Raw genomic sequence first — 24,160 nt, 5'->3', positions numbered from 1 at the left:
ACCTGACGAAGCGTCGCGGCGGGGAAATGCTGCAACGCAGCATCGGGGGTGCTAGACTGCGGGCATGAGCGCCCTCGTCATTCGCGTCGTGTCCGCGACCGCACCCGAAGCCGCCGCCCTGATGGCGGCCCTGGACCAGGACCTTCAGCGTCGCTATCCGGGACAGCCGATCAACGGCATCACGCCCGCCACGTTCGAGGCCGATGGCGGCCTGTTCGCCATTGGCGAGATCGACGGCCAGCCCGCCGTCTCCGGCGGCTTCCAGCCGTTCGAAGGGGCAGCCGAGATCAAGCGCATGTTCGTGGCCCCCGGCCATCGGGGGAAGGGCTATGGCCGCGCCATGCTCGACTTCCTGGAGGCGGAGGCCTTCAAGCGCGGCCACAGGCGCGGCGTGCTGGAGACCGGCGGCCAGCAGCAGGAGGCGCTGGGCCTCTACCAGTCTGCCGGCTGGCGCCGCATTCCCGCCTTCGGTCCCTACAAGGACGACCCCCGCTCCAACTGCTTCGAGAAGGCGCTGGAGGGCTGAGGACACCGCTCTCCCGGCGCTAAAGCAGCCGGTTCTTGTGGCCGGCCCAGTAGCGGTCCTTGAGCAGGCGCTTGTAGAGCTTGCCCGTCGGGTGGCGCGGCAATTCCGCCTCGAAGTCGATCGAGCGCGGGCACTTGATGGGCGAGAGCTGCGACCGGCAGAAGGCGATCAGCTCCTCGGCCAGTGCCGGCCCCGCCTCGGCCATGTCGACCGGCTGGACGACGGCCTTGACCTCCTCGCCGAAATCCTCGTTGGGGACGCCGAATACGGCGACGTCCTGCACCTTTGGATGCGTCACGAGCAGGTTCTCAGCCTCCTGCGGATAGATGTTGACCCCGCCCGAGATGATCATGTTCGCCTTGCGGTCGGTCAGGTACAGGTACCCTTCCGCGTCGACATAGCCGATGTCGCCCAAAGTCGACCAGCCTTGCGCATTCTGGCTGGACTTCGTCTTTTCCGGATCGTTGTGATAGGCAAAGGCATTGCCGTTGGCGAAATAGATGCCGCCTGGCTCTCCCGTCGGCTGCTCCGTCCCGTCGTCGTCCAGGATGTGCAGCTCGCCCATGAATGAGCGCCCGACCGAGCCCTTGTGCGTCAGCCATTCCTCCGACGTGATGGCACAGAAGCCGTTGCCCTCGGTCCCCGCGTAGTATTCCAGGATGATCGGGCCCCACCAGGCGATCATCTGCTCCTTGACCGGGATCGGGCAGGGAGCGGCGGCGTGGATCGCCACGCGCAGTGTCGACAGGTCGTACTTCGCGCGGACCGCCTCCGGGAGCTTCAGCATGCGCACGAACATGGTCGGCACCAGCTGGCTGTGGGTGACCTTGTAGCGCTCGACCAGGGCCAGGTACTGCTCGGCGTCGAAGTGCTCCATGATGATGGAGGTGCCGCCCATGCGCATGACCGTCATGTTGAAGCGCAGGGGAGCGGCATGATAGAGCGGCGCCGGCGACAGGTAGATGACGCTCTCATCCATCTTGTAGAGGGCGACGGACAGGTTGAAGAGGCTGTTGGGCGTGCCCAACGGCTCATGCTTTAGGGGGATCTTCACGCCCTTGGGCCGGCCCGTCGTGCCGGACGAATAGAGCATGTCGCCGCCCTCGAGCTCGTCGGCGATCGGCGTGGTGGGCAGGCCCTCAAGGGCTTCCTCAAAGCTCTCGAAGCCGGGGGCGACGTCGTCCAGCATCAGGAACTTCACGACATTGGGGCAGGCGGCGACCAGCTTCTGCGCCACCTCGGCCGTCGCCTTGGAGGCGATGAACACCTTGGCCCCGCAGTCGTTGACGATGTACTCGGCCTCGGCCTGGGTCAGGCGGCTGCTGATCGCGGTATAGACCTGGCCGGCGCGATGGGCGCCCCAGGCGATCTGGAGGTAGAGGGGGTGGTTCTCCAGGAAGATCGCGACGCTGTCCTCGTGCCGCAGGCCCAGCTTGCGGAACAGATGCGCGATGCGGTTCGACTGGGCGTCCAGCTCGCCATAGGTGACGACCGTGCCGCTGCCCGCCATGATGTAGGCCGGCTTTTGCGGATTGGCCTTGGCATGGATGCCCGGATGCATGTTGTCTCCTCCCATGGTGTGCGCAGCCAGCGCGTCCCCGGCTGCGGTGAAGCATCCCGCCATGGGTGACGTCAAGGATTCCGCGCGGGAGCAGCGCCTGGCCGAAGCGCTCCGCGCCAACCTCCGCCGCCGCAAGGGCCAGGCCGCAGTGCCCAAGCCGAAGGGGAAGCCACCAGCGGGTGGGGATAAGGCGGATGCCGAAGGAGTCAGGGATGAGCCTGACCGGAGATGAAGCGAAACGCTTGCTCGATGCAGTCGCCAGCTTCGATCCAGCGATCAGTAGGCTCGACGAAGCGGTCCGGGCAATCGGCGATGACCACCAGCGGACGGAACTTTTGTGCGCCGTCGGAGAAGTCATGAGGACTTTGTCCGAACATTTCTACTTCCAGGTTGTCCGCGAACATCCAGACCTTAGTTCAGACGGTCTGTGTGAAAATTAATGCGGACCATGTTCAGGCGAAACCGGATCCCCATAGTCCGATGCCTATTCTGACGACCTCATCCTGAGGTGCGGAGCGCAGCGTAGCCTCGAAGGATGGGCCACCAGCGCTGGCGGCCCATCCTTCGAGACGGCGGCAGAGCCGCCTCCTCAGGATGAGGTTGTTCAGTTGGGTCTGTGGGCGCGATCGCACCCACAACCATCAGGCTCTGAGCCCTCGTTTCACGCCACCGTATCGACGCGGGGCGCCGGCTGGCCCTGGGCGACGCCGACCAGGGCGGGGCGCAGCAGGCGGTCGTGGATCACGTAGCCGATCTGGATGACCTGGACGACGGTACCCGCCGGCTGGTCGGTGCCCGGCACCTCGAACATCGCCTGATGGAAATTGCTGTCGAAGCGCTGGCCCAGCGGGTTCACCACCCGGATGCCATGCTTCTCGAAGGCCGATAGCAGGCTTCGCTCGGTCAGTTCCACGCCGTCCAGCAGGGTGGCGACGGTGCTGCCCTCGCGCCGCTCGTCCGCGGGCACCGCCTCGACCGCGCGGCGCAGGTTGTCCGCCACCTGGCACAGTTCGCGGGCAAAGCCGGTCACGGCGTACTTGGCCTGGTCCTCGCGCTCACGCTCCGCGCGCCGCCGCACGTTCTCCGTCTCGGCCATGGCGCGCAGGAGCCGGTCCTTCAGCTCGGCGATGAGAACGGCCGACGCATCCTCGGCCGGCGGCGCCTCGGCCGCGGGCTCCGGGGTCTGCGCCTCGGCCCGGATCTCGCCATTGCCCTCCGCCGGCTTCTCCTCGGGCGGCGGCGTCTGGTCCTGTTCGTTCATGCTCAACAACCCTGTCCTTGCCAAGAAACGGGCGGGAAGCGGACCTTCCCTGCCCTCAACCGATCAGCCGGCCGATCACCTTGGCCGTGTAGTCGACCATGGGGATGACGCGGCCGTAATTGACCCGCGTGGGTCCGATGACGCCGATCACGCCCAGGATCTGGTCCTGCGCGGTGCCGAACGGCGCCACGATCACGGACGAGCCCGACAGGCTGAACAGCTGGTTCTCGGACCCGATGAAGATGCGCACGCCCTCCGCCTCCTGCGCCCGGTCGAGCAGGGCGGCCAGGTCGCGCTTGGCCTCCAGGTCGTCGAACAGGCGGCGCACCCGTTCAAGGTCCTCGACCGCACTCAGTTCCTCCAGCAGCCGGGCCTGGCCGCTGATGATCAGGGTCATGGCGTCGCCGCCGCGCACCGCCAGCCCCGCCTCGACCAGCCGCGCGGACAGCAGGTCCAGCTCGGCCCGGTTGCGCTCCAGCTCCGCCGTGATCTGGCCCCGGGCCTCGGCGATGGTGCGGCCGGCCACGCGCGCGTTCAGGTAGTTGGTGGCCTGGCGCAGCGTGCTGGGCGTCATGCCGGGTTCGAGTTCGATCACCCGGTTCTCGACCGTGCCGTCGACCGTCACGATCACGACCAGGGCACGGGTATCCGACAGTCCCACGAACTCGACATGGCGCAGCGGCTTGTCCTGCTTGGGCGCCAGGACCAGCCCTGCGCAGTGCGACAGGCCAGAGAGCATGCGCGTCGCCTCGGTCAGCATGTCCTCGACCGTGCGGCCGCTTTCTGTGACGCGGGCGGCGATCGACTGCCGCTCGTCCGGGGTCAGGTTGCCGATCTCCAGCAGGCCGTCGACGAACATGCGCAGGCCCGCCTCCGTCGGCACGCGACCGGCCGAGGTATGGGGCGAGAACAACAGCCCCGCCTGTTCCAGGTCCGACATCGTGTTGCGGATCGACGCCGGCGAGAGGTTGTAGCGCAGCTTCTGCGACAGCGTGCGCGAGCCGATGGGCTCACCCGTCTCCAGGTACGATTCGACGATGTAGCGGAAGATCTGGCGGGATCGTTCGTTAAGCTCCTGGATCATCATGGGGTCCGGTCATCCGCGCGAAATCTAGGGAGACAGGGGCCAAGCGTCAATTCGGCCCCGTGCCTTCGGGCGGTTCGCCTTTACGTGGGCGCGCCGACACATTATGTCAGTCAGCTTTTCGGGCAGGAGCCTTGCCGCATGCGTAATGATGGCCGCGCAGACGACGCGCTTCGCCCTGTCTCTCTTGAGCCCGGCATCGCCAAATATGCCGAAGGCTCGTGCCTGGTGCGTTTTGGCGACACCCACGTCCTGTGCACGGCCAGTGTCGAGACGCGGGTGCCGCCCTGGCTGCGCGACAAGGGCCGCGGCTGGATCACGGCCGAGTATGGCATGCTGCCCCGCTCCACGCATACGCGGACCGAGCGCGAGGCCTCGCGCGGCAAGCAGTCGGGCCGCACCCAGGAAATCCAGCGCCTGATCGGCCGTTCGCTGCGTGCCGCGATCGACCTGGTGGCGCTGGGCGAGCGGCAGATCCGCATCGACTGCGACGTGATCCAGGCAGACGGCGGCACCCGAACCGCCTCGATCACCGGGGCCTATGTCGCCCTCTACCAGGCATGCGAGACGCTGATGAACCGCGGCCAGCTCCAGGCCCTGCCCATGATTACGGAAGTCGCCGCCATCTCGTGCGGCCTGATCAAGGGGCGGCCGGTTCTCGACCTCGACTATTCCGAGGATTCGACGGCCGACGCCGACGCGAACTTCGTGATCACGGGGCGCGGCACGCTGGTCGAGATCCAGGCCACGGCCGAGCACGACAGCTTTGGCGAGGACAAGCTGATCGGCATGCTGGCGCTTGCCAAGCAGGGCATTGCCCGCCTGACCGGCTACCAGCGCCAGGCCCTCGGCCTGTACTGACATGCGGCGGCTCCACGGGCGTGTGGTCCTGGCCAGCCACAATGCGGGCAAGGTCCGGGAATTCCACGCCCTGATGGCGCCATTCGGCATCGAACTCGTCTCCGCCGGCGCCCTGGGCCTGCCAGAGCCGGAGGAGACCGGCAGCACGTTCGAAGCCAACGCCCTGCTCAAGGCGCGTGCCGCGGCGCACGCCGCCGGCCTGCCCGCGCTGTCCGACGATTCGGGCTTCAGCCTGGAGGCGTTGGGCGGTGCCCCCGACATCTATTCGGCCCGCTGGGCTGCACCGTCCAAGGACTTCGCGGTCGCCATGCGCAAGGTCGAGGCCGCCCTGCAGGCACGCCGCGCCACCACGCCGGAAGCGCGGCGCGCCTGGTTCACCTGCGTCCTGGCCATCGCCTGGCCCGATGGCGACGCCGTCGCTTTCCGGGGGGAAGTGCACGGCACGGCCGTCTGGCCCCCGCGAGGCGAGCATGGCTTCGGCTATGACCCCGTCTTCGTGCCCGACGGCGGCACCCGGACCTTTGGCGAGATGACGCCCGAGGCGAAGGATGCGATCAGCCACCGCGCCCAGGCCTTCGCCAAGCTGAAGGCCGCCTGCCTGGACTGAGGTTCAAGTCCCACCAGAGGTGGACCTGTTCGCGTTGCCCCCAAACCGATCCACATCATGAGCGAACCGCTCGCCGTCTATGTGCATTGGCCGTTCTGCAAGGCCAAGTGCCCCTATTGCGACTTCAACAGCCACGTCCGGCCGGCGGTGGACCATGCCGCCTGGGCCACGGCCCTGGCGCGGGAGGTTGCGCGCCACGGCGCCATGCTGCCCGGTCGCCACGTCACCAGCATCTTCTTCGGCGGCGGCACGCCCAGCCTGATGGCGCCGGCCACCGTCCAGGCCGTGCTGGACGCGATCGCCCGCACCTGGACCGTGGACCAGGACTGCGAGATCACGATGGAGGCCAACCCCACGAGCGCCGAGGCGGAGCGCCTGGCCGCCTTTCGCGCCTGTGGGGTCAATCGCCTGTCGATTGGCGTTCAGGCCCTGCGCGGCGCCGACCTGGCCGCCCTGGGCCGCCAGCACGACGTGGCCGAGGCGCGCGCCACGATCGCCACTGCCCGCGCGCTGTTCCCCCGCATGTCGTTCGACCTGATCTATGCCCGCATGGGCCAGACGGTCGCCGACTGGCGCAGCGAACTGGCCGAAGCGCTGGCCCTGGGTCCCGACCACCTGTCGCTCTACCAGCTGACGATCGAGGAGGGGACCCCCTTCCACGGCCTGGCCGCGCGCGGCGCGCTGCGCCTGCCGGACGAGGATGCGGGTGCCGAGATGTACGAGGTGACGCAAGGCCTGTGCGGCGAGGCGGGCCTGACGGCCTATGAAGTGTCGAACCATGCCCGGCCCGGCTTCGAGTGCCGCCACAACCTCGCCTATTGGCAGGGTCGCGACTATGTCGGCATCGGGCCCGGCGCACATGGCCGGCTGATCCTGGACGGGATGCGCCTTGCCACCCGCGCCATTCGCGCGCCCGAGCGCTGGCTGGACCAGGTGGAAAGCGGCAACGCGGCGGGGGGAACCGAGGCGAGCGAGGTCGTGCCACTGGCGGACGAGGTGACGGAGCGCCTGATGATGGGCCTGCGCCTGACCCAGGGGCTGGACCTGGGGCCGCTCCAGGCCCGCCTTCCCGGACCCTGGCGCGACCAGGTGGATGCCTTGCGCCTGGACCGGCTGGCCGCGGCAGGCCTTCTCGACGTGCAGCCGACCCACCTTCGTGTCACGCCCCGCGGCCTGCCCGTCCTCAATGCCATCCTGGCCCAGATCCTGCCGGCATAGGGCCTTGCCTGACTATACCCCGATCGCTTCCTTCACCTTGGCGGCCAGCTGCTTCAGGCTGAACGGCTTGGGCAGGAAGCTGAAGGCCTCGTCCTTGTCCAGGTTGCGGCGGAAGGCTTCCTCGGCATAGCCGGAGATGAAGACGATGCGCATGTTGGGCCGGTGGCGCTTGGCGTGCTTGATCAGCGTCGGCCCGTCCATGTTGGGCATCACCACGTCGCTGATCAGCAGGTCGATCTGCTCCGACTTGTCGGTCACGATCTCCAGCGCCGCCTCGCCCGAGTTGGCCTCCAGCACGGTATAGCCCTTGTTGCGCAGCGCGCGGGCGGCGAAGACGCGCACCGCATCCTCGTCCTCGACCAGCAGGATCGTGCCCTTGCCCGTCAGGTCGCGGGCATTGGGGCTGTCGGCTTCGGCCGCGGCGGCGGGCTCCTCCACCGCCAGGTGGCGCGGCAGGTAGATCTGGAAGGTGGCGCCGCGCCCGTCCTCGCTGAACGGGAAGATGAAGCCGCCCGTCTGCTTGACGATGCCATAGACGGTCGACAGGCCAAGCCCGGTGCCGGCGCCCACTTCCTTGGTCGTGAAGAACGGCTCGAAGATCTTGCCCAGGTTCTCCTTCGGGATGCCCATGCCGGTGTCGCTGACCTCGATCAGGACGAAGTCGGTCTGCGGCATCAGCGAATTGCCAAGTTCCGCCACCTTGGCCGCCGGCACGTTGCTGGTGCGGATGGTCAGCACGCCGCCCGTGGTCATGGCGTCCCGCGCGTTCACCGCCAGGTTGATGATCACCTGGTCCAGCTGGCCCGGATCGACCTTGACCAGGCCCAGGTCGCGGCCATGGATCATGTTCAGCTGGATGTTCTCGCCGATCAGCCGGCGCAGCAGGTTCGACAGCTCCGCCAGCACGTCGGTCACGTCGATGACCTTGGGCCGCAGCGTCTGCTGGCGCGAGAAGGCGAGCAGCTGGCGCACCAGGTTGGCGGCACGGTTGGCGTTCTGCTTGATCTGCATCAGGTCGGCGAACGCCGGATCGCCGGCCGAGAAGCGCGTGAGCAGCAGGTCCGAAAAGCCGATGATGGCGGTCAGCAGGTTGTTGAAGTCGTGCGCGATGCCACCGGCCAGCTGGCCCACCGCCTGCATCTTCTGGCTCTGCGCGAACTGCAGTTCCAGGTTCTTCTGCTCCGTCGTGTCCAGCAGGAACAGGATGGCCCCGCCGATCGGCGCCTGGTGTGGGCTGGAATAGAGCTGGGCGACGCGTTCGGGCGGCCCGCGGAAGCGCACCTCCGTCGCGTTGACGGGGGGCACGGCTCCGGGCTGCAGGGCCTTTGCCACGCCGCGGTCCTCGGCCAGCAGGAACTGCACGATGGGCTTGTCCAGCACGGCGGTCACGTCTCGCCGCCCCGTCGCCAGGGCCGAGAACGCGGCGTTCGCCTCGATCACTGCGCCCTCGCCGTCGATCACCGCGATGGCGATGGGCGCGTCGTTGAAGAAGCGGTCGAAACGCGCCTGGGCCACGGCGAAGGCGTCGCGCAGGGCGGCTTCGCTGCGCAGGTCGCGCACCACGCCGGCACTGCGCCAGGCGGCCTCCGCCGGCAACTCGACGACCTCGACCGGGAAGGCCGATTGCCGCTCGGTGCGCAGGCGGCCGATGCGGCGCGGTCCGCCGCCATCCTCCAGGCTCAGGATCTCATCCAGCTGGATGCGGGCGGTGTTGAACGCCTCCACCTGCAGGCCCAGCCAGCCAGCCAGCGTGTGGTTGGCCAGGTCGATCGCACCATCGGCATTGGCCTCGAACCAGCCCAGGCCCGCATGGTCGAAGGCCCGGGCCACGCCCTGCGGCCGCGCCAGCCGGGGCGCCACAGTCCACAGGACCAGGCCGTCCGGCCCGGCCAGCGGCACCGCGGTGATGGCGACATGCCGGCTGCCCTGCAGCGGACGCGAGAGGCGCAGCGTGACGCCCGCCGTACCCAGTGCGCCGGCGGCCAGGCGGTCCAGCGCCTCCACCGCCAGCGGGTCCAGGCCGGGCAGGTCGCGCAAGGTGGGCTCGTGCTCGAAGCTGGGGCCCAGCAGCGTGCGCCAGGCCGGATTGGCGTGCAGCACCCGGCCCTCGCGGTCGGTGACCAGCCGCGGTTCGTCGGATTCCCCCAGCACCGCGCGCAGCATCGGTCCGGAAAAGCCGTGGCCTTCCGCCGGTCCGATCCGTGCATTGACCATGACCGCCACGGCATTGGCGAGCGCCAGCGCCCCCGCCATCACCCCGGCCAGCAGAACCTCTCCCTTGGCCGCCTCGACGAACAGGATCAGAACGCCCGCAATGTTGATGGCGACCGTCGGCCAGAAGGTCGGGCGGCGGGCCGACAGCCAGCCCCGCGCGCCTGGCGGCCGGGGTGCCTCGCCTGTCTTTGGGGATGAGGTCACGGGCGGCCCCGGCCCCGCTTCAGGCGCATGACATAGCCGATCACCTCGGCCACCGCGCGGTAGTGCTCGGTCGGCACCTCGCGGTCCAGTTCGACCGACGCGTGCAGGGCACGGGCCAAAGGTGGATTCTCGACCAGCGGGACATTGTTCTCCTCCGCCAGGGCGCGGATGCGCGCGGCCACGGCGTCGACCCCCTTTGCCACCACCTTGGGCGCCGCCATCGTCTGGCCATCATACTTCAGCGCCACGGCATAGTGCGTGGGGTTCGTGATGACCACGTCCGCCGTGGGCACCGCCGCCATCATCCGCCGGCGCGAGCGTTCCAGGCGGATCTGGCGCAGGCGCCCCTTGACCATGGGATCGCCGTCGGACTGCTTGCGCTCGTCCTTGACCTCCTGCTTGGACATGCGCTGCTCGCGCATGAAGCTGAAGCGCTGCCAGAAATAGTCAGCCCCGGCGATGACGCCCATCATGATCAGCGCCACCAGCAGCGCCTCCAGGACCAGGTCGCGCCCCAGGAGCAGCGCCTGGTCCACCGGCACCGTCACCAGCCCTGCGATGCGGTCCCGCTCCGGCCACAGCAGGGCCAGGACGGCAATGCCGACCAGCGTGATCTTAAGCAGGCCCTTGGCGAACTCGACCAGCGCCTTGCTCGAGAACTGGCGCTTCAGCCCCGCCATCGGCGAGATCTTGGAGAACTTGGGGGCGATGCGGTCCGCCGTGAACATCATCGGCTTCTGCACCATGTGACCGCCGATCGCCGCCACGATCAGGCACAGGAACGGCAGGCCCAGCGCCGCCATCATCACCAGGCCGATCGTGCGCATCTCGCCCATCAGCGTGCCGCCATCGACCGCCTGCGTGCCCACCCCGTCAAGGAAGGCCGCGAACTCGCGCGACAGCGACCCGGCGATGGTGCCGCCGAACAGGGCGACCATGGCGGTCGCGCCCAGCAGCATGAACCAGTGGTTCACCTCCTGGCTGGAGGGAACCTCGCCCCGCTCGCGCGCCTGTTCCAGCTTGCGTGGGCTGGCCTCTTCCGTCTTGTCGGAGTCGTCCTCGCCGGCCATCAGGGCACCAGCCGTTGCATCTGGTCCTGGAAATGGCTCAGGTACCAGGCGATGGCAAGCGGCAGGACCAGCGCGAACAGCAGGAAGGTCGAGATGACCTGCATCGGCAGGGCCACGAAGAACACCTGCAGCGTCGGCATCAGGCGGTTCAGCATGCCCAGGCCAACATTGAACACCATGCCATAGACGAGGAACGGCGCGCCGATCTGCACCCCCAGCAGGAAGGCCTGCGCCACGATCTGCACGCCCACCTGCGCCACGTCCCCGGTCGCCGCCAGCATGCCGGGCGGCATGGTCGTATAGCTTCCGACCATCGCCGCGATCAGCAGGTGGTGCAGGTCGGTCACGAAGATCGAGGCGGTCGCGACCAGGGTCATGAAGTTGCCGATGATCGCCGACTGCTGCCCCATCGCCGGGTCATAGTTCATGGCGAAGGACAGGCCCGACTGCATGCCGATGATGTTCCCGGCGACGGACAGAGCCGCCATCATCGCCCGCGCCAGGCCGCCGATCATAAGCCCGGTCAGCACCTCACCCCCGACCAGGGGGACCAGCGCCATGGCCTGCGCCGGCTCCGGCGGCAGGCGGCCGCCGACCACGCCATAGGCGGCGACGCTCAGCAGCAGGCCCAGCGCCAGCCGCACGGTCGCCGGCATCGTCGCCTCGCCGATCGCGGGCATCAGCATCAGCGCCGCCCCGATCCGGGCAAAGACCAGCATGAACCCGAACAGCATCGGCTGGACATCCGCCAGCGTCATCATGGGGATGGCTCAGCCGCCGCCAGAGACGATGCGGTCGGATATGCGGGCCATGAACGCCGCCATCGTGCGGCCCATGAAGGGCATGAACAGCAGCAATGCCGCATAGATCGCCAGGATCTTGGGCACGAAGGTCAGCGTCATTTCCTGGATCTGGGTCAGGGCCTGGAACAGCGAGATCACCAGGCCGACACCCAGGGCGACCAGCATCACCGGCGCGGACACCATCAGCGTGACCAGCAGCGCATCCCGGCCGACATCGATCACCTCAGCCCCGGTCATCGCTCCTCCGCCACCTGCCGCACCCGGTCGCCCGTCCGCCGTGACGAGGATGACTGGAGCCTAGACCATTTTCTGGTTGGCAGGAATCGGCGACGACAGCGGCGGCATCCCACAGGCCGGTCCGGACAGCATGCACGAGCCACAGGAGCAGGACGCCGCATGGGACTAGCGGAGACAGGATGGTTCAACCGTCAGCAAAGGGGTCCAGCCCGCTAGGCGTACCGGCGTTCCTGCGTCGGAGCGGGGACCGGGCGGCCCATTTCCCTGGCGTGCTCGACCCATGCCGCAATCGCTTCGCGTATGTCCATCAGGGCCTGGACATCCGTTTCGCCGTCGGCCACGCACCCCGGAAGATCGGGGGCGATGGCGATGAAACCGCCGCCTTCGCTCTGGGGCAGGCGCCTGACGATGACAGGGTAGTCAGCCTCGTCCATCATCCTCTCCTCGGCTCCACTCTATCCACATAGGACACAAGCATTCTCACATAGACCGGTTTGATTGGACGCCGCGCCGGAATTGTCAGGATGGCCTCTTGCGACTCATGTGAGATTGTCGTGTGGGATCCGGAAGTCACCGTCCTGAATTGCAGGTCATATGCGGCGCACACCACCCGCACATCGTCAATCGTCCAGTCGCCCTGCGGATTCGCGCGCATCGCGGCAAGGCGCTATCGCCCCGGAGACATCCTGCCTCCATATGCTGCAGCGGCGGCCGCGCCACCCCCGCCCGGCCACAAAGGGCCGGGCGAAAGGTTGCCCTCAGTCCTTCAGGTGCTTCAGGTACTGGCCCGCAATGTCGCAGTCGACAAGCCGGGAATAGGCATCCAGCAGGCGCTTCGTCACCGGGCCGGGAATCCCCTTGTCCGCCGGCTTGCGGCCGTTGATGCTCTTGACCGGGCAGATGCAGAGGCTGGTGGAGGTCAGGAACGCCTCGTCCGCGTTATAGGCGTCGAACAGGTCGATATCCTTCTCGACCAGCGGGATGCCCAGGTCCTCGGCCAGTTCATAGACCGTCTGGCGGCTGATGCCCGGCAGAACGAAGTGCGTGCGGGGGGTCAGCAGACGCCCGTCGCTGACCAGGAACAGGTTCGAGCCCAGCCCCTCGGTCAGGTTGCCATAGGCGTCCAGCAGGACGGCCCAGGCCTTGGGGTTGTGGGCCTTCACCTCGCGGTCGGCCATGATCAGGTTCAGGTAGTTGTGCGTCTTGGCCTGCGGGCTCAAGGCATCGGGCGGCGTGCGCCGGATCGAGGGGACGATGACCTCGATCCCGTCGCGATAGAGGGGGGCCCGCTTGGCATAGGGCAGCGCCTGGCATTCCACGATCACGGTGGGCGTGGCGACGCCGTCGGCCGCCCACTTGTCCTGCCCGCGCGTCACCCGCTGGCTCAGCCAATAGTCTTCGTCCGGCCCCAGCAGGTGGCGGTTGCGCTCGAACACCTCGATCGAGATCGCCTTCATCTCGGCCTTGCTCAGGCCGGGATCAATGTCGAGATAGCGCAAGGTCCGGTAGAACCGGTCCAGGTGCTCGTCCAGCTTGAAGATGCGCTTGTTGAAGGTGCGCGTGGTGTCGAAACCGGCATCGCCGCCGATGAAGCTGGCGTCGCGGAAACTGACCACGACCTCGCGCTCGGGCACGTAGTTGCCGTTGAAATACGCAATCCGCTCGTTTGCCAGGACAGTCATCGCCACAGCCTCTCCGGTCGCTCGACCGCTGAATATGGTCCCTTGGCGTTTCCCCAGGGCGTTTCCCTGGCCTTCGGTGCCGCCCGTCGTTCAGCGCAGGCGATAGAAGCAGTCGGACAGCGCCTGCACGGCCTTGCCGCTGCCAGCCAGGCTCAGCGGCCCGATCACGCCGAAGTCGGTCAGGATGCTGATGCGTCCGCCCTTGCCCAGCAGGTCCAGGAGGACGCGGTGGTTGGGGGGGAACTCCACGACCAGCACGTCGCCGGGCGCGCCCACGGCCGACAGCGCCAGCGGTGGCCGGTTGTCCACGCTGATGCGGATGCCATAGCTGGCGCCCGCCTGCCAGCGCAGGCCATAGCGCTGCACGGAGAACGACGTGTCGCGGCGTGACATGCGCACGAACAGGGCCGAGCCCTCAGGGTACAGGCGCGAGACCAGGCAGGCGTCATAGCCCACGTCGTTCACGATCGTCCCGGCCCAGTCGGGCGAACCGGTGAAGAAGTTGGTGCCGACCGGTGACGCCGGCGGCGCATAGGTCGGCTTCTGGGCGACCGGCGGGGGCGGCGGGCGGTCGAACACGCTGGCCGGCGGCTCGAACTTGCGCACCTCGAACTGACGGTCGATGCCGCCGCGGCCCAGCCGCTCGGCAAAGCGCGCCATCACGGGATCGTTGCTGAAGCAGCCCGTGCGCGAGGGCAGTCCCCCCACCACGACCGGGGCATAGATGCTCGACGACCAAGTGCGGGTGCCCTGCTCCCATTCGCAGGCATAGACGTCGCCGCGCACGGTATCGATGATCACCGCTGTGTTGGTGCTGGCGCAGGCTTCCGGCAGGCACGCGGCGGCAATCAGGGAATCGCCGACACGCGTCACCGGCAGCGAGCGGATCATGCGGTCGCGCAGATAGGCATAGTTGGCGCTGCCGATGACGGGCGCCAGCACGGCCTCGGTCGCGGGATCGTCGAAGAAGGTCCGGCCGCCGATCACCGCCGTCGCCGGCTGCCCCTCCCAGCGGAACAGGCTGCCCAGGTCCGCGCGAAGGAAGCGGCGCTGGGCCTGCGCCTCGGCCGACGCCAGGGCGATCGCACCCAGCGCCACGCCCGCCACGACCAGCAGGCCAAGCGCCCGCCGCAACACACCAAGCCTGCTCATCTCAGAGTGACGCTCCCGAGGGATACTCGCGCAGCAAGGCAGTCTCGAACGCCACCAGGGCGGCGGACGCCTTGAGCGCCATGTCGAAGCGGCGATCCTGCAGCAACTGGAACACCAGTTCCATGTTGTCGATCACTTCGCGCAGCATGGTCGTGCGCACGATCTCGCCCATGGCGGAGACGACCTGGGGATAGACCTCGTCATACTGCGTGGGGTCCAGATAGATCGCCTGGACCAGCAGATGGACGCGCCGCGCGGGGGAATTCGCCTCCTCCGGCTTCAGGATGGATTCGTCGGTCAGCCAGACGGCGCGCGGGTCGATCTTCAACCCGTCCTCAGCCATCTCGATCAGGGTGCCGTTGACCAGCACCCGCTCGCCGGGCTTCAGGACCACCTTGGTCAGCTCAGCCTGCTCCATGCTTCCTCCCTGCCCCGCTGGGTCGCCACGACCCGCCGTCTGCGTGGTTCGCAGTGCAACCCATCCGAATAGGTGCACAGCATGCCTTCACTCGGCGGGCGACACCATGGGCAGCGCGCGCGGCTGGCGCCGATCGGCCGGCAGCAGCACGGCAAAGACGGCTGCGACCGCGGCAAAGGCCGCGACCACGACCAGCAGCGCGTCCAGCGTGCCGAACCGGGCATAGAGCAGCGGCGCCAGCGACACGCCGACGGACGAGACGCCCAGCGTCAGCAGGAACTTCACGCCAAAGGCCCGACCCCGCCACCGCTCGGGCGTGTAGCGCGCCAGCAGCGCGTTCTCGGCCGGGGTGGAGGCCGCGTTGAGCGAGACCATGACCGTCGCCGCCGCGACCAGCCCAGGCCCGCCCAGGCCGGCCGCCAGCAGCGCCACCGGCACCTGCAGCAGCTGCGCCAGGAAATAGACCAGGCGCAGGGAATGGCGGTCGGACAGTTCGCCTCCCACGACCTGGGCAACCGCCGACAGGGCATAGACCAGGCTGACCATCAGGCCGACGCCCGTGGCACCCCCCAGCAGCGCGCCCACCTGCCGCTCCTCGAACAGCTTGGGCAGGCCGACCGAGACCGACTGGAAGATCAGCCCGCCCATGATCATGGTGACCGTCAGCACCCAGAAGGCGCGGCGCACGTCGGCGCGCGAGGGCGCGGCAGCAGCGGGCTTGGCCAGCGCCTGGCCGTCGCGGATATGGCCGCTGGCCATCAGCGCGACGAACACCGCCCCCGTCGCCAGGATGACGGCCCCCGGCACCAGGAACGCGGCCCGCCAGCCCCACAGGTCGGCCAGCACGCCCGCGGTCGCCGCCGCCCCGGCGGTGCCCAGGCTGCCGAACACCCCATTGATGCCAAAGGCGCGGCCCGTGTTCCGCGCCTGCCGCGCCAGCCAAGCGATGCCGACGGGGTGGTAGATCGAGCCGAAGAGCCCGATCAGGGCCAGGCCAGCCAGCAGCCCCATGGGACCGGTGGCCAGGCCTGCCACGATGCAGCCGCCCCCCACGCCAAAGAAGAACACCGCCATCATCCCGGCGGAACTCCAGCGGTCGCCCAGCCATCCCGCCGGCAGGGCGCCCAGGCCGAACAGCACATAGGCGGGGATCGAGAGCCAGGCGAGGTCGTCGTACGGCACCTGCCATTCGCGCGCCAGGACCAGGACCACGGTCGCATAGAGCAGCATGGTCAGGTGGGAATAGGCATGGCCCAGCGCCGACAGGCCAAGGGCCAAGCCCGGGCCGGAGCGCCCGCCGGTCCCGGCCGCTTCTGCGTTGATCGTCATGCGACGATGGTGCCCCGGCGTCGCGTCCGCGTCATCCCCGACGGCCATGCCGGTCCCGCACGGCAGGTGTGTAGGCCGCGCCGGGATGTCCCGGTTTCCAGGCCGCCGCCGATCGAACTGGCCCCGGCCAGGCTTACCCGCTCAGGCGCTCTTCGGCCCGGTCAGGGCGTGCAGCGCCGCGATCGCCAGGCTGAACAGGACCAGCGCCCCGGCCTGGTGCAGCACGCCCAGGGGCAGCGGCACGGCGTGCAGCAGGGTGGCGATGCCGATCCCCGCCTGGACCAGGACCATGACGGCGATGGCAATCCCCAACTGGTGCGCCCGGCCCCAGGGATGGCGACGCCAGATGGCGATGCCGAAGGCAACGCCCCCCGCCACCGCCACATAGGCCATCAGGCGATGCACCAGCTGCAGGGCCGCGTGCGGGTCGTCCATCAAGTCCAGCGGCAGCAGGCGCCCATCCATCAGCGGCCATGTCGTATAGACCAGGCCCGCGTCCATGCCGGCGACCAGCGCGCCCGAGATCATCTGCAGGAAGACGAACCCGGCAAAGGCCCAGGCCCACAGGGCCTCTCGCCCCCGGCCACGGCGGCGGGTAGAGCCGGCAACGTCCATCGCCGTCCACAGGACCAGCGCCTGCAGCAACACCGCCAGGCCCAGGTGCGCGGCCAGCCGGGTCGGCGCGACCGATACCCGGTCGACCAGGCCGCTGGCCACCATGAACCAGCCCAGCGCCCCCTGCATCCCGCCCAGGACCAGGATCCCGACCAGGCGCAGGCCCAGCGACCGGTCGATCGCCCCGCGCACCCAGAAGATCAGCAGCGGCACGGCAAAGGCAAAGCCGATCAGGCGGCCAAAGGCGCGGTGCGACCATTCCCACCAGTAGATCGCCTTGAACTCGTCCAGCGCCATGCCGTGGTTCTGCAACTGGTATTGCGGGCTGGCCTTGTACTTGGCGAATTCGCCGTCCCAGTCGGCTTGGCTCAGCGGCGGCACGATCCCGGTCACCGGCTTCCACTCGACGATGGACAGTCCGGAATCGGTCAGGCGGGTCATCCCGCCGACCAGCACCATCACGAAGATCAGGGCATAGACCAGCAGCAGCCACGCCGCCACGGCGCGCCGCTGCGGCGGCAGGTCCATCCCGGGTGCGGCCATGCTGAGCGTCATGGCCGCCACATTAGGGATTGCCCCCGGCGCGGCCATTGCGACCCGGTACCACATGCGCGGTTGCGCGCAGGGCGCCGACAGCCTCCGGCTCAGCCGCCGAAGCTGACGCCGTAGATCGTCTCGAAGCCCTGGAGCAGGACGGGGCCGCCGATGCGCGCCTTCTCGTTGTCCAGGATATAGGTGCTGCCGTCCAGCTCGACCTGCAGCACGGCATGGTCGATGCCACGCCCCGCATGGCGCAGGACCAGCACCTTCATCGAAGCGGGGTGGAAACCCAGCTGCAGCAGCGCCCACATCTTGGCGATCGCATAGTCCTCGCAATCGCCACCGCGATAGAAGAACTGTCGCGGCGTCGCCCAATAGTCGTCACGACCGTAATTGTCGCCATCACTGACATAGCGCACCGCGTTCACCAGGCGATGGACACTGGCCAACTGGCGGATCCGCGGCTGCGCGCCCATGCGGAACAGCGCCGCCTGGAATTCGCGCAAGGGGCACGCGCCATAGGTATTGGCGGTGCAGGGCCGGGCCTCCTTCATGCGCGCCATGCGGGCGACGACATCGGCCCAGACGGGGGTTGCGACCAGCGACACCGGGATCACGCTGCGACCCGTTGCCTCGCCCAGCGTGCGGTCGGTCGAGGCCCACGCAGCGCCCGGGCCCACACCACACATGCCCACACCCAGGACCAGCGCCAGCAGGATCCCCCGCCAGGCCGGCCCGCCGGCAGACCGGCGCCGCGCGCTCACTCGCTGCCCCCGCCATCACGGGCCAGGGAACCGGGGTGCCGCCATGCGGTTCGCAGCCATTCCGATGCCGTGGCCCGGCCCGCCTGACCAGCCATCCCGACACTCAAGGCGCGAACAACGATCATGCCGAGTCAGTCTCCCCCTGCCCCTTCCGGTTCTATCGCGCTGCACAATAACGGGCCAGTGTCATTGCCGTGATCGGCCGGCGGACAATGCCAGCCCCTTGGCCCCGGAGTCCCCGCGCCCCATGTTCGTGGCGCGCAACAGGAGTGCCCGTCGCCCTCATGCCATCCTTGCTGCAGACCTTCCGCACCCTCCTGCTGCCTCTGGCGCGGCGGCGCGAGGCGGTCATCCTGGGCATCTTCCTGGCGGCAGTGGGCCTGGGCAGCCTGGTCCTGGCACTGGCGTCCGAGGTCATGGAGGGCGAGACCCAGGCCCTGGACGAGGCGATCCTGCTGGCGCTTCGCCAGCCGGGCGACCACGCCCAGCCGATCGGCCCGCTGTGGCTGCAGGTGGCACTGACCGACGTGACGGCGCTGGGCAGCATCACGGTCCTGGCGCTGGTCACCCTGGCGACCGCGGCCTATCTGGCGATGCGCCGCCGTGGCGGGCAGGCGCTGGTGGCGATCGCGGCGGGCGGTGGCGCGCTGGCGCTGAACACGCTGCTGAAGTCGGTCTTCCTGCGGCCACGGCCCGACCTGGTGGCGCATGGCGTCGACGTCTACACGTCCAGCTTTCCCAGCGCCCATGCCATGGTCTCGGCCGCGACCTACCTCACGCTTGGCGCCCTTGTCGCGAAGGTGGAGGCGGACACCGCGCGCAAGATCTACCTGATGGGGCTGGCCGTCGGCCTCACGCTTCTCGTCGGGCTCAGCCGGATCTATCTTGGCGTGCACTATCCCAGCGACGTGCTGGCCGGATGGACGGCCGGCGCGGCCTGGGCCCTGTTCTGCTGGATGGTTGCGGTCCTGGCCCGCGGCCGGCGCGGCGACTGACGCGGCACCCTCAGTTCAGCCGCCGGCCCAGGCCGGGGCGTGCCAACTGCTGCGCCTCGACCACGGCCCGGATCCGGAACCACAGGCAGAAGGCCTGGCTGTCGCCGGCACGCAGTCGCTCGCGCGCACGCGATTCGCAGAACGACAGCGCGCCCGCGCCGTGTGCGGTCAGCACCCGACGCGCGGCACGGTGGATCATGCGATCGGCGTGGCGTCCCATGACGCGAAAGATGGAGGCAACTCCAAGTTTCGCGCAAGGGCTGTGTCGAAATTATCCCGTACGCGTCCGCCGGCGGCCAGGCCCCAACCTCCAAGCGGCCCTGGGTGGCCGTGGGGCCGCGCTATGGACGGCACCACCGCTTCGGCCCTAATGTCCCGTGCAAAGATCGGTCGGGGGACCAACGTGCGGGCAGGACAATTTGCAATCGCGGCGCTGGCGGCGCTCTTGGGCACGGCGTCCGTTGGGACCGGCCCGGCCTTGGCGCAGGAGGGCGATTCACTGGCCTTCAGCGCGGGCTGGTTCGACGTGCTGCACCGGGACGATGACGCGGCGGAGTTTCGGCTGGAATACCGCTCCGGCGCCTCGTTCCTCTATGCCCATCCCTTCGCCGGCGGCATGGTGACGACGGATGGCGCGCTGCACGGCTTCATCGGCGTCCTGTGGGACATCCCCCTGGGCCCGATCATCATCACGCCCAGCTTTGCCCCCGGCCTGTTCCACGAAGGCGATGGCAAGGACATCGGCAGCGTGATCGAGTTCCGCAGCCAGATCGAGATCGGCCTGCCGCTGGACAATGGCGGCCGCATCGCCGTCAGCTTCAACCACATCTCGAACGCCGGCATCACCGACCGCAATCCGGGCGTCGAAAGCGTGGCGCTGACCTACGTCGCCCCGCTCGGCAGCCTGTTCGGCAACTGACCGCGGCATGAGCCAGGATGCGGCACCCCGGGCCAGGACCGGGGGCGAGGTCCTGGTCGATGCACTGGTCACACACGGCGCGACCCACGTCTTCTGCGTCCCGGGCGAGAGCTACCTGCCGGCGCTGGACGCCTTGCGCGCGCGGGCGGACCGCATCCGCACCATCGTCTGCCGGCACGAGGCGGCGGCCGCCAACATGGCGGAGGCAGCGGCCAAGCTGACGGGCCGGGCGCACGTCGTCTTTGCCACGCGCGGGCCTGGCGCCTGCCACGCCGCGATCGGCATCCACACCGCGTTCCAGGATTCGACGCCCGTCCTGCTGCTGCTGGGCCAGGTGGAGCGCGCCGCCCGCGGCCGCGAGGGCTTCCAGGAATTCGATGTCGAGCGGCTGTTCGGCTGGACCGCCAAGTGGGCGGCAGAGGTGACGGACGCCTCCCGCCTGCCGGAACTGCTGGCCCGTGCCTTCCACGTCATGCAGGCGGGCCGCCCCGGCCCGGTCGTTCTCTCCCTGCCCGAGGATGTCCTGGCGGAGGTGGTCACGGTCGCCGACACGCCGCCCGTGCGGCCCACGGCGATCCGCCCGGCGGCCGAGGATGTCGCCGCGCTGGCCGCACGCCTGGCCCAGGCCAAGCGTCCTTTGGTCGTGGTCGGCGGCGGTGGCTGGACGCCTGCGGCCGCGGCCGATGTCACGGCCTTTGCCGAGCGCTGGTCGCTGCCGGTCGCCGCCTCGTTCCGCTGCCAGGACATCGTGCCCCCGGCCAGCCTGGCCCATGTCGGCGAACTGGGCACCGGAACCGACCCCGCGCTGGCGGCCCGCGTGCGGGCGGCCGACCTGCTCCTGGTCCTGGGCGCGCGCCTGGGCGAGATCACGACCCAGGGCTATGCGCTGGTCGTGCCGCCCGTGCCGACCCAGGCCCTGCTCCATGTCCATCCCGACGTAGGCGAACTGGGCCGGGTCTACCAGCCGGACCTGGGGCTCGTCGCCACCATGCCCCCGCTGGCGGCCGCGCTGGCCGCCCTGCCGCCGCCCATCAGGCCGGCGTGGCACGACTGGTGGGCGGCCGCGCGCGCCGACTACCAGGCGGCCGCCGTGCCCGCGACGGCGCCGGGCGCGCTCGACATGGGTGTGCTCATGACCCTGCTGCGGCAGCGCCTGCCGCGCGACACGATCATGGTCAACGACGCCGGCAACTTCTCCGGCTGGGTCCAGCGCTTCTGGCCCTATGGCGCCTACCGCACCCAGCTGGCTCCGACCAGCGGGGCGATGGGCTATGCCGTACCTGCGGCCATCGCGGCGGCCCTGGTCGCCCCGCGCCGTACCGTCTGCGCCTTTGTCGGCGATGGCGGCTTCCTGATGTCGGGGACAGAGATCGCGACGGCCATGCTGCATGGCGCCGCCCCCCTGATCCTGGTGGTCGACAACGGCATGTACGGCACGATCCGCATGCACCAGGAACGGCGCTATCCCGGCCAGCCCTTCGCAACCGACCTGCGCAATCCCGATTTCGCGGCCTTCGCCCGGGCCTTCGGCGCTTTCGGCCAGGCCGTGACCGCCACCGCAGCGCTGGAGCCCGCCCTGGACGCCGCCCTGGCGGCACTGGCGGAGGGGCGTCCCGCCCTCCTGACGCTGGCCCTGGATCCAGAGGCGATCACCACCCGTACAACGCTCAGCGCGCTGCGCGGCGCCGCGACCTGAGCCCCGCCGGTGGAACGGCGCTTCCTCCTCTGCCGGCGAATTGTCTATACTTGACACTAACACCCTGCCGCGTTTTCATGATGGCAGATCCCGGATCCACCACCCCTTGAGCACGCCGCTTCCCCCTGACCCGTCCGCGCCGCCCGGATCGCTTGGCGGCGTCCGGGATTCGGGCGTCCATCGCCTGACGCAGGCGGTGGTCCGGCCGTTCCTGCCCTCGGCCGCGGCGGTGCAGGACAGTGCGCCGGTGGCGCTGGTCATCTACATGCTGACGGTGGCGGCGCTCATCGGCGCCAATGCCGGCATCGCGCTGTTGATCCAGCCGGCGATCAGCCTCCCGCAGTGGCTGGCCTATGCCTACACGATGGCATGGCCGGTGGCCTGCTGCCTGCTGCTGCGCCATGGCTGGCCGATCCGCACCGTGCTGGCCCAGGCCGCGGCGCACGGCACGATTTCGGTCCTGGCGATTGCCGGCACCACCGGCGGTGTCCAGTCGCCGGCGCTGGTGCTGCTGATCGCGGGCCTGGCCTCGACCGGCGTCGCCGGCACACCCGGCCTGACCCGGCGGGCGGCGCTGGGCGCGATCGTCCTGGCTGGGCTGCTGCTGCTGGCCGAGCTGCTGCGCCTGCTGCCGCCAGACCCGGTGCCGCCGCATCTGCGTAGCATTGCCTTCGTCGTCAACCTGGCCTCGGGCATCGCCATCATCACCCAGGCCAGCGCCGCCGCCGCGCACAGCCGGGCCACGATCCGGGCCGAGCGGGCCGAGGTGCAGGCCGACCTGGTGCGCCTCAACCGCGAGCTCGACGCCCGCGTCGCCGCCCGCACGACCGAGCTCGAGGCGGCGCGCGTCGAAGCGGAACAGGCAAGCCTGGGCAAGAGCCGTTTCCTGGCGCAGATGAGCCACGAGCTGCGCACCCCGCTCAATGCCGTGATCGGCTTTGCCGAGATCATGCGCATGGGCCTGTTCGGGCCTGCCGGCTCGCCCCGCTATACCCAATACGTGGCGCATGTGGAGGACAGCGGCCGGCACCTGCTGTCGCTGGTCAACGACCTGCTCGACCTGTCCCGCCTCGACGCGGGCGAGTTCGCCCTGAAGGTCGAGCAGGTCGACCTCGACGAAACCATCGCCGCCGCCCAGACCCTGGTCGCCACCAAGGCCGAAGCCCAGGGCGTCGTGCTCGAACGCGCGGCGGAAGATCGCCGGGGCGTCGCCGTGTGGGCCGACCGCCGGGCCCTGCGCCAGGCACTGGCCAACATCCTGGCCAACGCGGTCAAGTTCACGGGATCGGGCGATCGCATCGTCGTGACCGTGGAGGGCAGCGTGGAGGGGGTGACGATCCGCATCGACGACACCGGCTGCGGCATGCCGCCGGACAAGGTGGCCAGCCTGCTCTCCGGCGTCCGCGCCCACGACGCGATGGCGCGCGACGAGCGCGAGGGGGCGGGCCTGGGCTTTGCCATCACCCGCGGCCTGCTGGCCCGCCATGGCGGCCGCGTCGAGCTGGAGAGCACGCCAGGCCGGGGCACCAGCGTCCGCCTCGTCCTGCCGGCGGAGCGGGTCCTGACGGCCCCTGTCGCCGCCTGACCCCGCCCGCCGAAGGCCCGGCTTGACACGGCCCCCCACTCCGGTCGCTATAGGCGCCGACCAGCCCCTTGGGCGCCCGTAGCTCAGCAGGATAGAGCACAGGATTCCTAATCCTGGGGTCGTGGGTTCGAATCCCGCCGGGCGCACCAACGGCGTACAAGTCCTGGAACTCCGCCGGCTGCGGTTTCGCGGCCGACGATGGCGTGGGCGAGCGACGCCTTCTCGCCGATGATCCGGATGCGGCGGTCTTCAACCTTGATCGTCGGGATGACCGAACGCGGGTCGCGCTGTGAGGTTCGGCGCCGTCCGTCGGGCAGGGACAGCCCGGACCGTCCGGCCCGCATCCGACCGGGCATTGCAGGCATCGGGCCGGATGCAGTTCACTGGCCGACCCGCTCGCTCCTGCCTGTCCAGTCGACCCAGACGACCAGGAGGAAGCCGCCAACCAGGCCCAGGTGCTCGTAGAAGGCATTGGCCAGCATGAACCGCTCCGGCCCCTCGACCTCCCAATAACGGTTGGCCATCAGCGTCGCCACGAGCGTGAAGCCGGCCAGGGCAAGTGCCCCCAGCCAGCGGCCCTTCCCCCACAGGACCAGCAGCGAGGCGCCCAGTTCCAGCACGATCACGGCCAGCGCAAAGGGCGCCTCCGGCACCAGGCCGAAATGGATCATCTCCGCCTTGGCCCCGGTGAAATCCATCGCCTTGTTGAAGCCGCCCTGGATATAGGCGGCGCACAGGCCCAGCAACGCCAGCCGGTACAGGACCTGCGCCGCCAGGATCGGGCGCAGCGCCGCCTCCGCTCGTGTCGCCAGCGCCATG

The 24,160-nt window shown here is 69.3% G+C and carries 25 protein-coding genes and 1 tRNA gene; 9 read left to right on the top strand and 17 right to left on the bottom strand.

Annotated elements, in window-relative coordinates; genetic code table 11:
* Positions 1-64 precede the first annotated feature (64 nt).
* Positions 65-526 carry a GNAT family N-acetyltransferase gene (locus tag ACI6GS_RS06255; RefSeq protein ID WP_439816924.1) on the top strand — a complete coding sequence of 154 codons (462 nt, stop codon included), beginning with the start codon at positions 65-67 and terminating at the stop codon, positions 524-526.
* Between the two features lie 19 nt (positions 527-545).
* Here the strand turns inward: ACI6GS_RS06255 and ACI6GS_RS06250 are convergent, their stop codons facing one another.
* The 4 genes from ACI6GS_RS06250 to hrcA all read right to left on the bottom strand — a co-directional run bounded on the left by ACI6GS_RS06250 (position 546) and on the right by hrcA (position 4,432).
* On the bottom strand, positions 546-2,087 hold the full coding sequence (locus tag ACI6GS_RS06250; RefSeq protein ID WP_439816923.1) for an AMP-binding protein: 1,542 nt from the start codon (positions 2,085-2,087) through the stop codon (positions 546-548).
* Between the two features lie 206 nt (positions 2,088-2,293).
* Positions 2,294-2,491, bottom strand: a complete 198-nt coding sequence (locus ACI6GS_RS06245) for a hypothetical protein (protein WP_439816922.1) — start codon at positions 2,489-2,491, stop codon at positions 2,294-2,296.
* 257 nt (positions 2,492-2,748) lie between these two features.
* Complete coding sequence (gene grpE, locus ACI6GS_RS06240) at positions 2,749-3,348, bottom strand: nucleotide exchange factor GrpE (RefSeq protein ID WP_439817938.1); 600 nt, start codon at positions 3,346-3,348, stop codon at positions 2,749-2,751.
* 55 nt (positions 3,349-3,403) lie between these two features.
* Complete coding sequence (gene hrcA, locus ACI6GS_RS06235) at positions 3,404-4,432, bottom strand: heat-inducible transcriptional repressor HrcA (protein ID WP_439817937.1); 1,029 nt, start codon at positions 4,430-4,432, stop codon at positions 3,404-3,406.
* A 141-nt stretch (positions 4,433-4,573) separates the two neighbouring features.
* Between hrcA and rph the strand changes: the two genes are divergently transcribed.
* From rph to hemW, 3 genes are read left to right on the top strand one after another with little or no spacing between them, the layout of a single operon-like run.
* The gene (gene rph, locus ACI6GS_RS06230) at positions 4,574-5,293 is read left to right on the top strand and encodes a ribonuclease PH (protein WP_439816921.1); all 720 of its coding nucleotides are present in this window, start codon (positions 4,574-4,576) and stop codon (positions 5,291-5,293) included.
* 1 nt (position 5,294) lies between these two features.
* Complete coding sequence (gene rdgB, locus ACI6GS_RS06225) at positions 5,295-5,900, top strand: RdgB/HAM1 family non-canonical purine NTP pyrophosphatase (RefSeq protein WP_439816920.1); 606 nt, start codon at positions 5,295-5,297, stop codon at positions 5,898-5,900.
* A gap of 57 nt (positions 5,901-5,957) precedes the next feature.
* Positions 5,958-7,118: a radical SAM family heme chaperone HemW gene (hemW, locus tag ACI6GS_RS06220; protein WP_439816919.1), complete on the top strand. Its 1,161-nt coding sequence runs from the start codon at positions 5,958-5,960 to the stop codon at positions 7,116-7,118.
* A 12-nt stretch (positions 7,119-7,130) separates the two neighbouring features.
* On the opposite strand, the gene ACI6GS_RS06215 is transcribed toward hemW, so the two are convergent.
* The 11 genes from ACI6GS_RS06215 to ACI6GS_RS06165 all read right to left on the bottom strand — a co-directional run bounded on the left by ACI6GS_RS06215 (position 7,131) and on the right by ACI6GS_RS06165 (position 18,146).
* Positions 7,131-9,536 (bottom strand): response regulator, encoded by a 2,406-nt coding sequence (locus ACI6GS_RS06215; protein ID WP_439816918.1) that lies wholly within the window; start codon positions 9,534-9,536, stop codon positions 7,131-7,133.
* Entirely contained in the window at positions 9,533-10,606 is a 1,074-nt protein-coding gene (gene flhB, locus ACI6GS_RS06210) for a flagellar biosynthesis protein FlhB (protein ID WP_439816917.1), read from the bottom strand. The genes ACI6GS_RS06215 and flhB overlap by 4 nt, the downstream gene beginning before the upstream one ends.
* Complete coding sequence (gene fliR / locus ACI6GS_RS06205) at positions 10,606-11,367, bottom strand: flagellar biosynthetic protein FliR (RefSeq protein WP_439816916.1); 762 nt, start codon at positions 11,365-11,367, stop codon at positions 10,606-10,608. Before fliR ends, flhB begins: the two co-directional genes overlap by 1 nt.
* 9 nt (positions 11,368-11,376) lie before the next feature.
* Positions 11,377-11,646 (bottom strand): flagellar biosynthesis protein FliQ, encoded by a 270-nt coding sequence (gene fliQ / locus ACI6GS_RS06200; RefSeq protein WP_439816915.1) that lies wholly within the window; start codon positions 11,644-11,646, stop codon positions 11,377-11,379.
* Positions 11,647-11,858: 212 nt separating this feature from the next.
* A complete protein-coding gene (locus ACI6GS_RS06195) occupies positions 11,859-12,080 on the bottom strand; it encodes a type II toxin-antitoxin system HicB family antitoxin (protein WP_439816914.1) in 222 nt (73 codons plus the stop codon).
* Positions 12,081-12,404: 324 nt separating this feature from the next.
* The gene (locus ACI6GS_RS06190; protein WP_439816913.1) at positions 12,405-13,328 is read right to left on the bottom strand and encodes an aminotransferase class IV; all 924 of its coding nucleotides are present in this window, start codon (positions 13,326-13,328) and stop codon (positions 12,405-12,407) included.
* A 90-nt stretch (positions 13,329-13,418) separates the two neighbouring features.
* Positions 13,419-14,480, bottom strand: a complete 1,062-nt coding sequence (locus ACI6GS_RS06185; protein WP_439816912.1) for a hypothetical protein — start codon at positions 14,478-14,480, stop codon at positions 13,419-13,421.
* A gap of 1 nt (position 14,481) precedes the next feature.
* A complete protein-coding gene (locus ACI6GS_RS06180) occupies positions 14,482-14,898 on the bottom strand; it encodes a flagellar biosynthesis repressor FlbT (protein ID WP_439816911.1) in 417 nt (138 codons plus the stop codon).
* Between the two features lie 87 nt (positions 14,899-14,985).
* Positions 14,986-16,227 carry an MFS transporter gene (locus ACI6GS_RS06175; protein ID WP_439816910.1) on the bottom strand — a complete coding sequence of 414 codons (1,242 nt, stop codon included), beginning with the start codon at positions 16,225-16,227 and terminating at the stop codon, positions 14,986-14,988.
* Positions 16,228-16,368: 141 nt separating this feature from the next.
* A complete protein-coding gene (locus tag ACI6GS_RS06170) occupies positions 16,369-17,397 on the bottom strand; it encodes a COX15/CtaA family protein (RefSeq protein ID WP_439816909.1) in 1,029 nt (342 codons plus the stop codon).
* Between the two features lie 89 nt (positions 17,398-17,486).
* Complete coding sequence (locus ACI6GS_RS06165; RefSeq protein WP_439816908.1) at positions 17,487-18,146, bottom strand: transglutaminase-like cysteine peptidase; 660 nt, start codon at positions 18,144-18,146, stop codon at positions 17,487-17,489.
* Positions 18,147-18,430: 284 nt separating this feature from the next.
* Between ACI6GS_RS06165 and ACI6GS_RS06160 the strand changes: the two genes are divergently transcribed.
* Entirely contained in the window at positions 18,431-19,141 is a 711-nt protein-coding gene (locus tag ACI6GS_RS06160) for a phosphatase PAP2 family protein (protein WP_439816907.1), read from the top strand.
* Between the two features lie 10 nt (positions 19,142-19,151).
* Here the strand turns inward: ACI6GS_RS06160 and ACI6GS_RS06155 are convergent, their stop codons facing one another.
* Positions 19,152-19,340: a hypothetical protein gene (locus ACI6GS_RS06155; protein ID WP_439816906.1), complete on the bottom strand. Its 189-nt coding sequence runs from the start codon at positions 19,338-19,340 to the stop codon at positions 19,152-19,154.
* 204 nt (positions 19,341-19,544) lie between these two features.
* Between ACI6GS_RS06155 and ACI6GS_RS06150 the strand changes: the two genes are divergently transcribed.
* From ACI6GS_RS06150 to ACI6GS_RS06135, 4 genes are all read left to right on the top strand, one after another.
* On the top strand, positions 19,545-20,060 hold the full coding sequence (locus ACI6GS_RS06150; RefSeq protein ID WP_439816905.1) for an acyloxyacyl hydrolase: 516 nt from the start codon (positions 19,545-19,547) through the stop codon (positions 20,058-20,060).
* A 7-nt stretch (positions 20,061-20,067) separates the two neighbouring features.
* A complete protein-coding gene (locus tag ACI6GS_RS06145; RefSeq protein WP_439816904.1) occupies positions 20,068-21,756 on the top strand; it encodes a thiamine pyrophosphate-dependent enzyme in 1,689 nt (562 codons plus the stop codon).
* Positions 21,757-21,862: 106 nt separating this feature from the next.
* A complete protein-coding gene (locus ACI6GS_RS06140) occupies positions 21,863-23,341 on the top strand; it encodes a sensor histidine kinase (RefSeq protein WP_439816903.1) in 1,479 nt (492 codons plus the stop codon).
* A gap of 72 nt (positions 23,342-23,413) precedes the next feature.
* A tRNA-Arg gene (locus tag ACI6GS_RS06135) sits at positions 23,414-23,490 on the top strand.
* A 231-nt stretch (positions 23,491-23,721) separates the two neighbouring features.
* Here the strand turns inward: ACI6GS_RS06135 and ACI6GS_RS06130 are convergent.
* Positions 23,722-24,159 (bottom strand): DoxX family protein, encoded by a 438-nt coding sequence (locus tag ACI6GS_RS06130; RefSeq protein WP_439816902.1) that lies wholly within the window; start codon positions 24,157-24,159, stop codon positions 23,722-23,724.
* Position 24,160: the final 1 nt, after the last annotated feature.

Origin of the sequence: Zavarzinia sp. CC-PAN008, from assembly GCF_051903925.1 — a bacterium.
Taxonomy (GTDB): Bacteria; Pseudomonadota; Alphaproteobacteria; order Zavarziniales; family Zavarziniaceae.
This window is presented reverse-complemented; position numbering and strand designations above follow the sequence as displayed.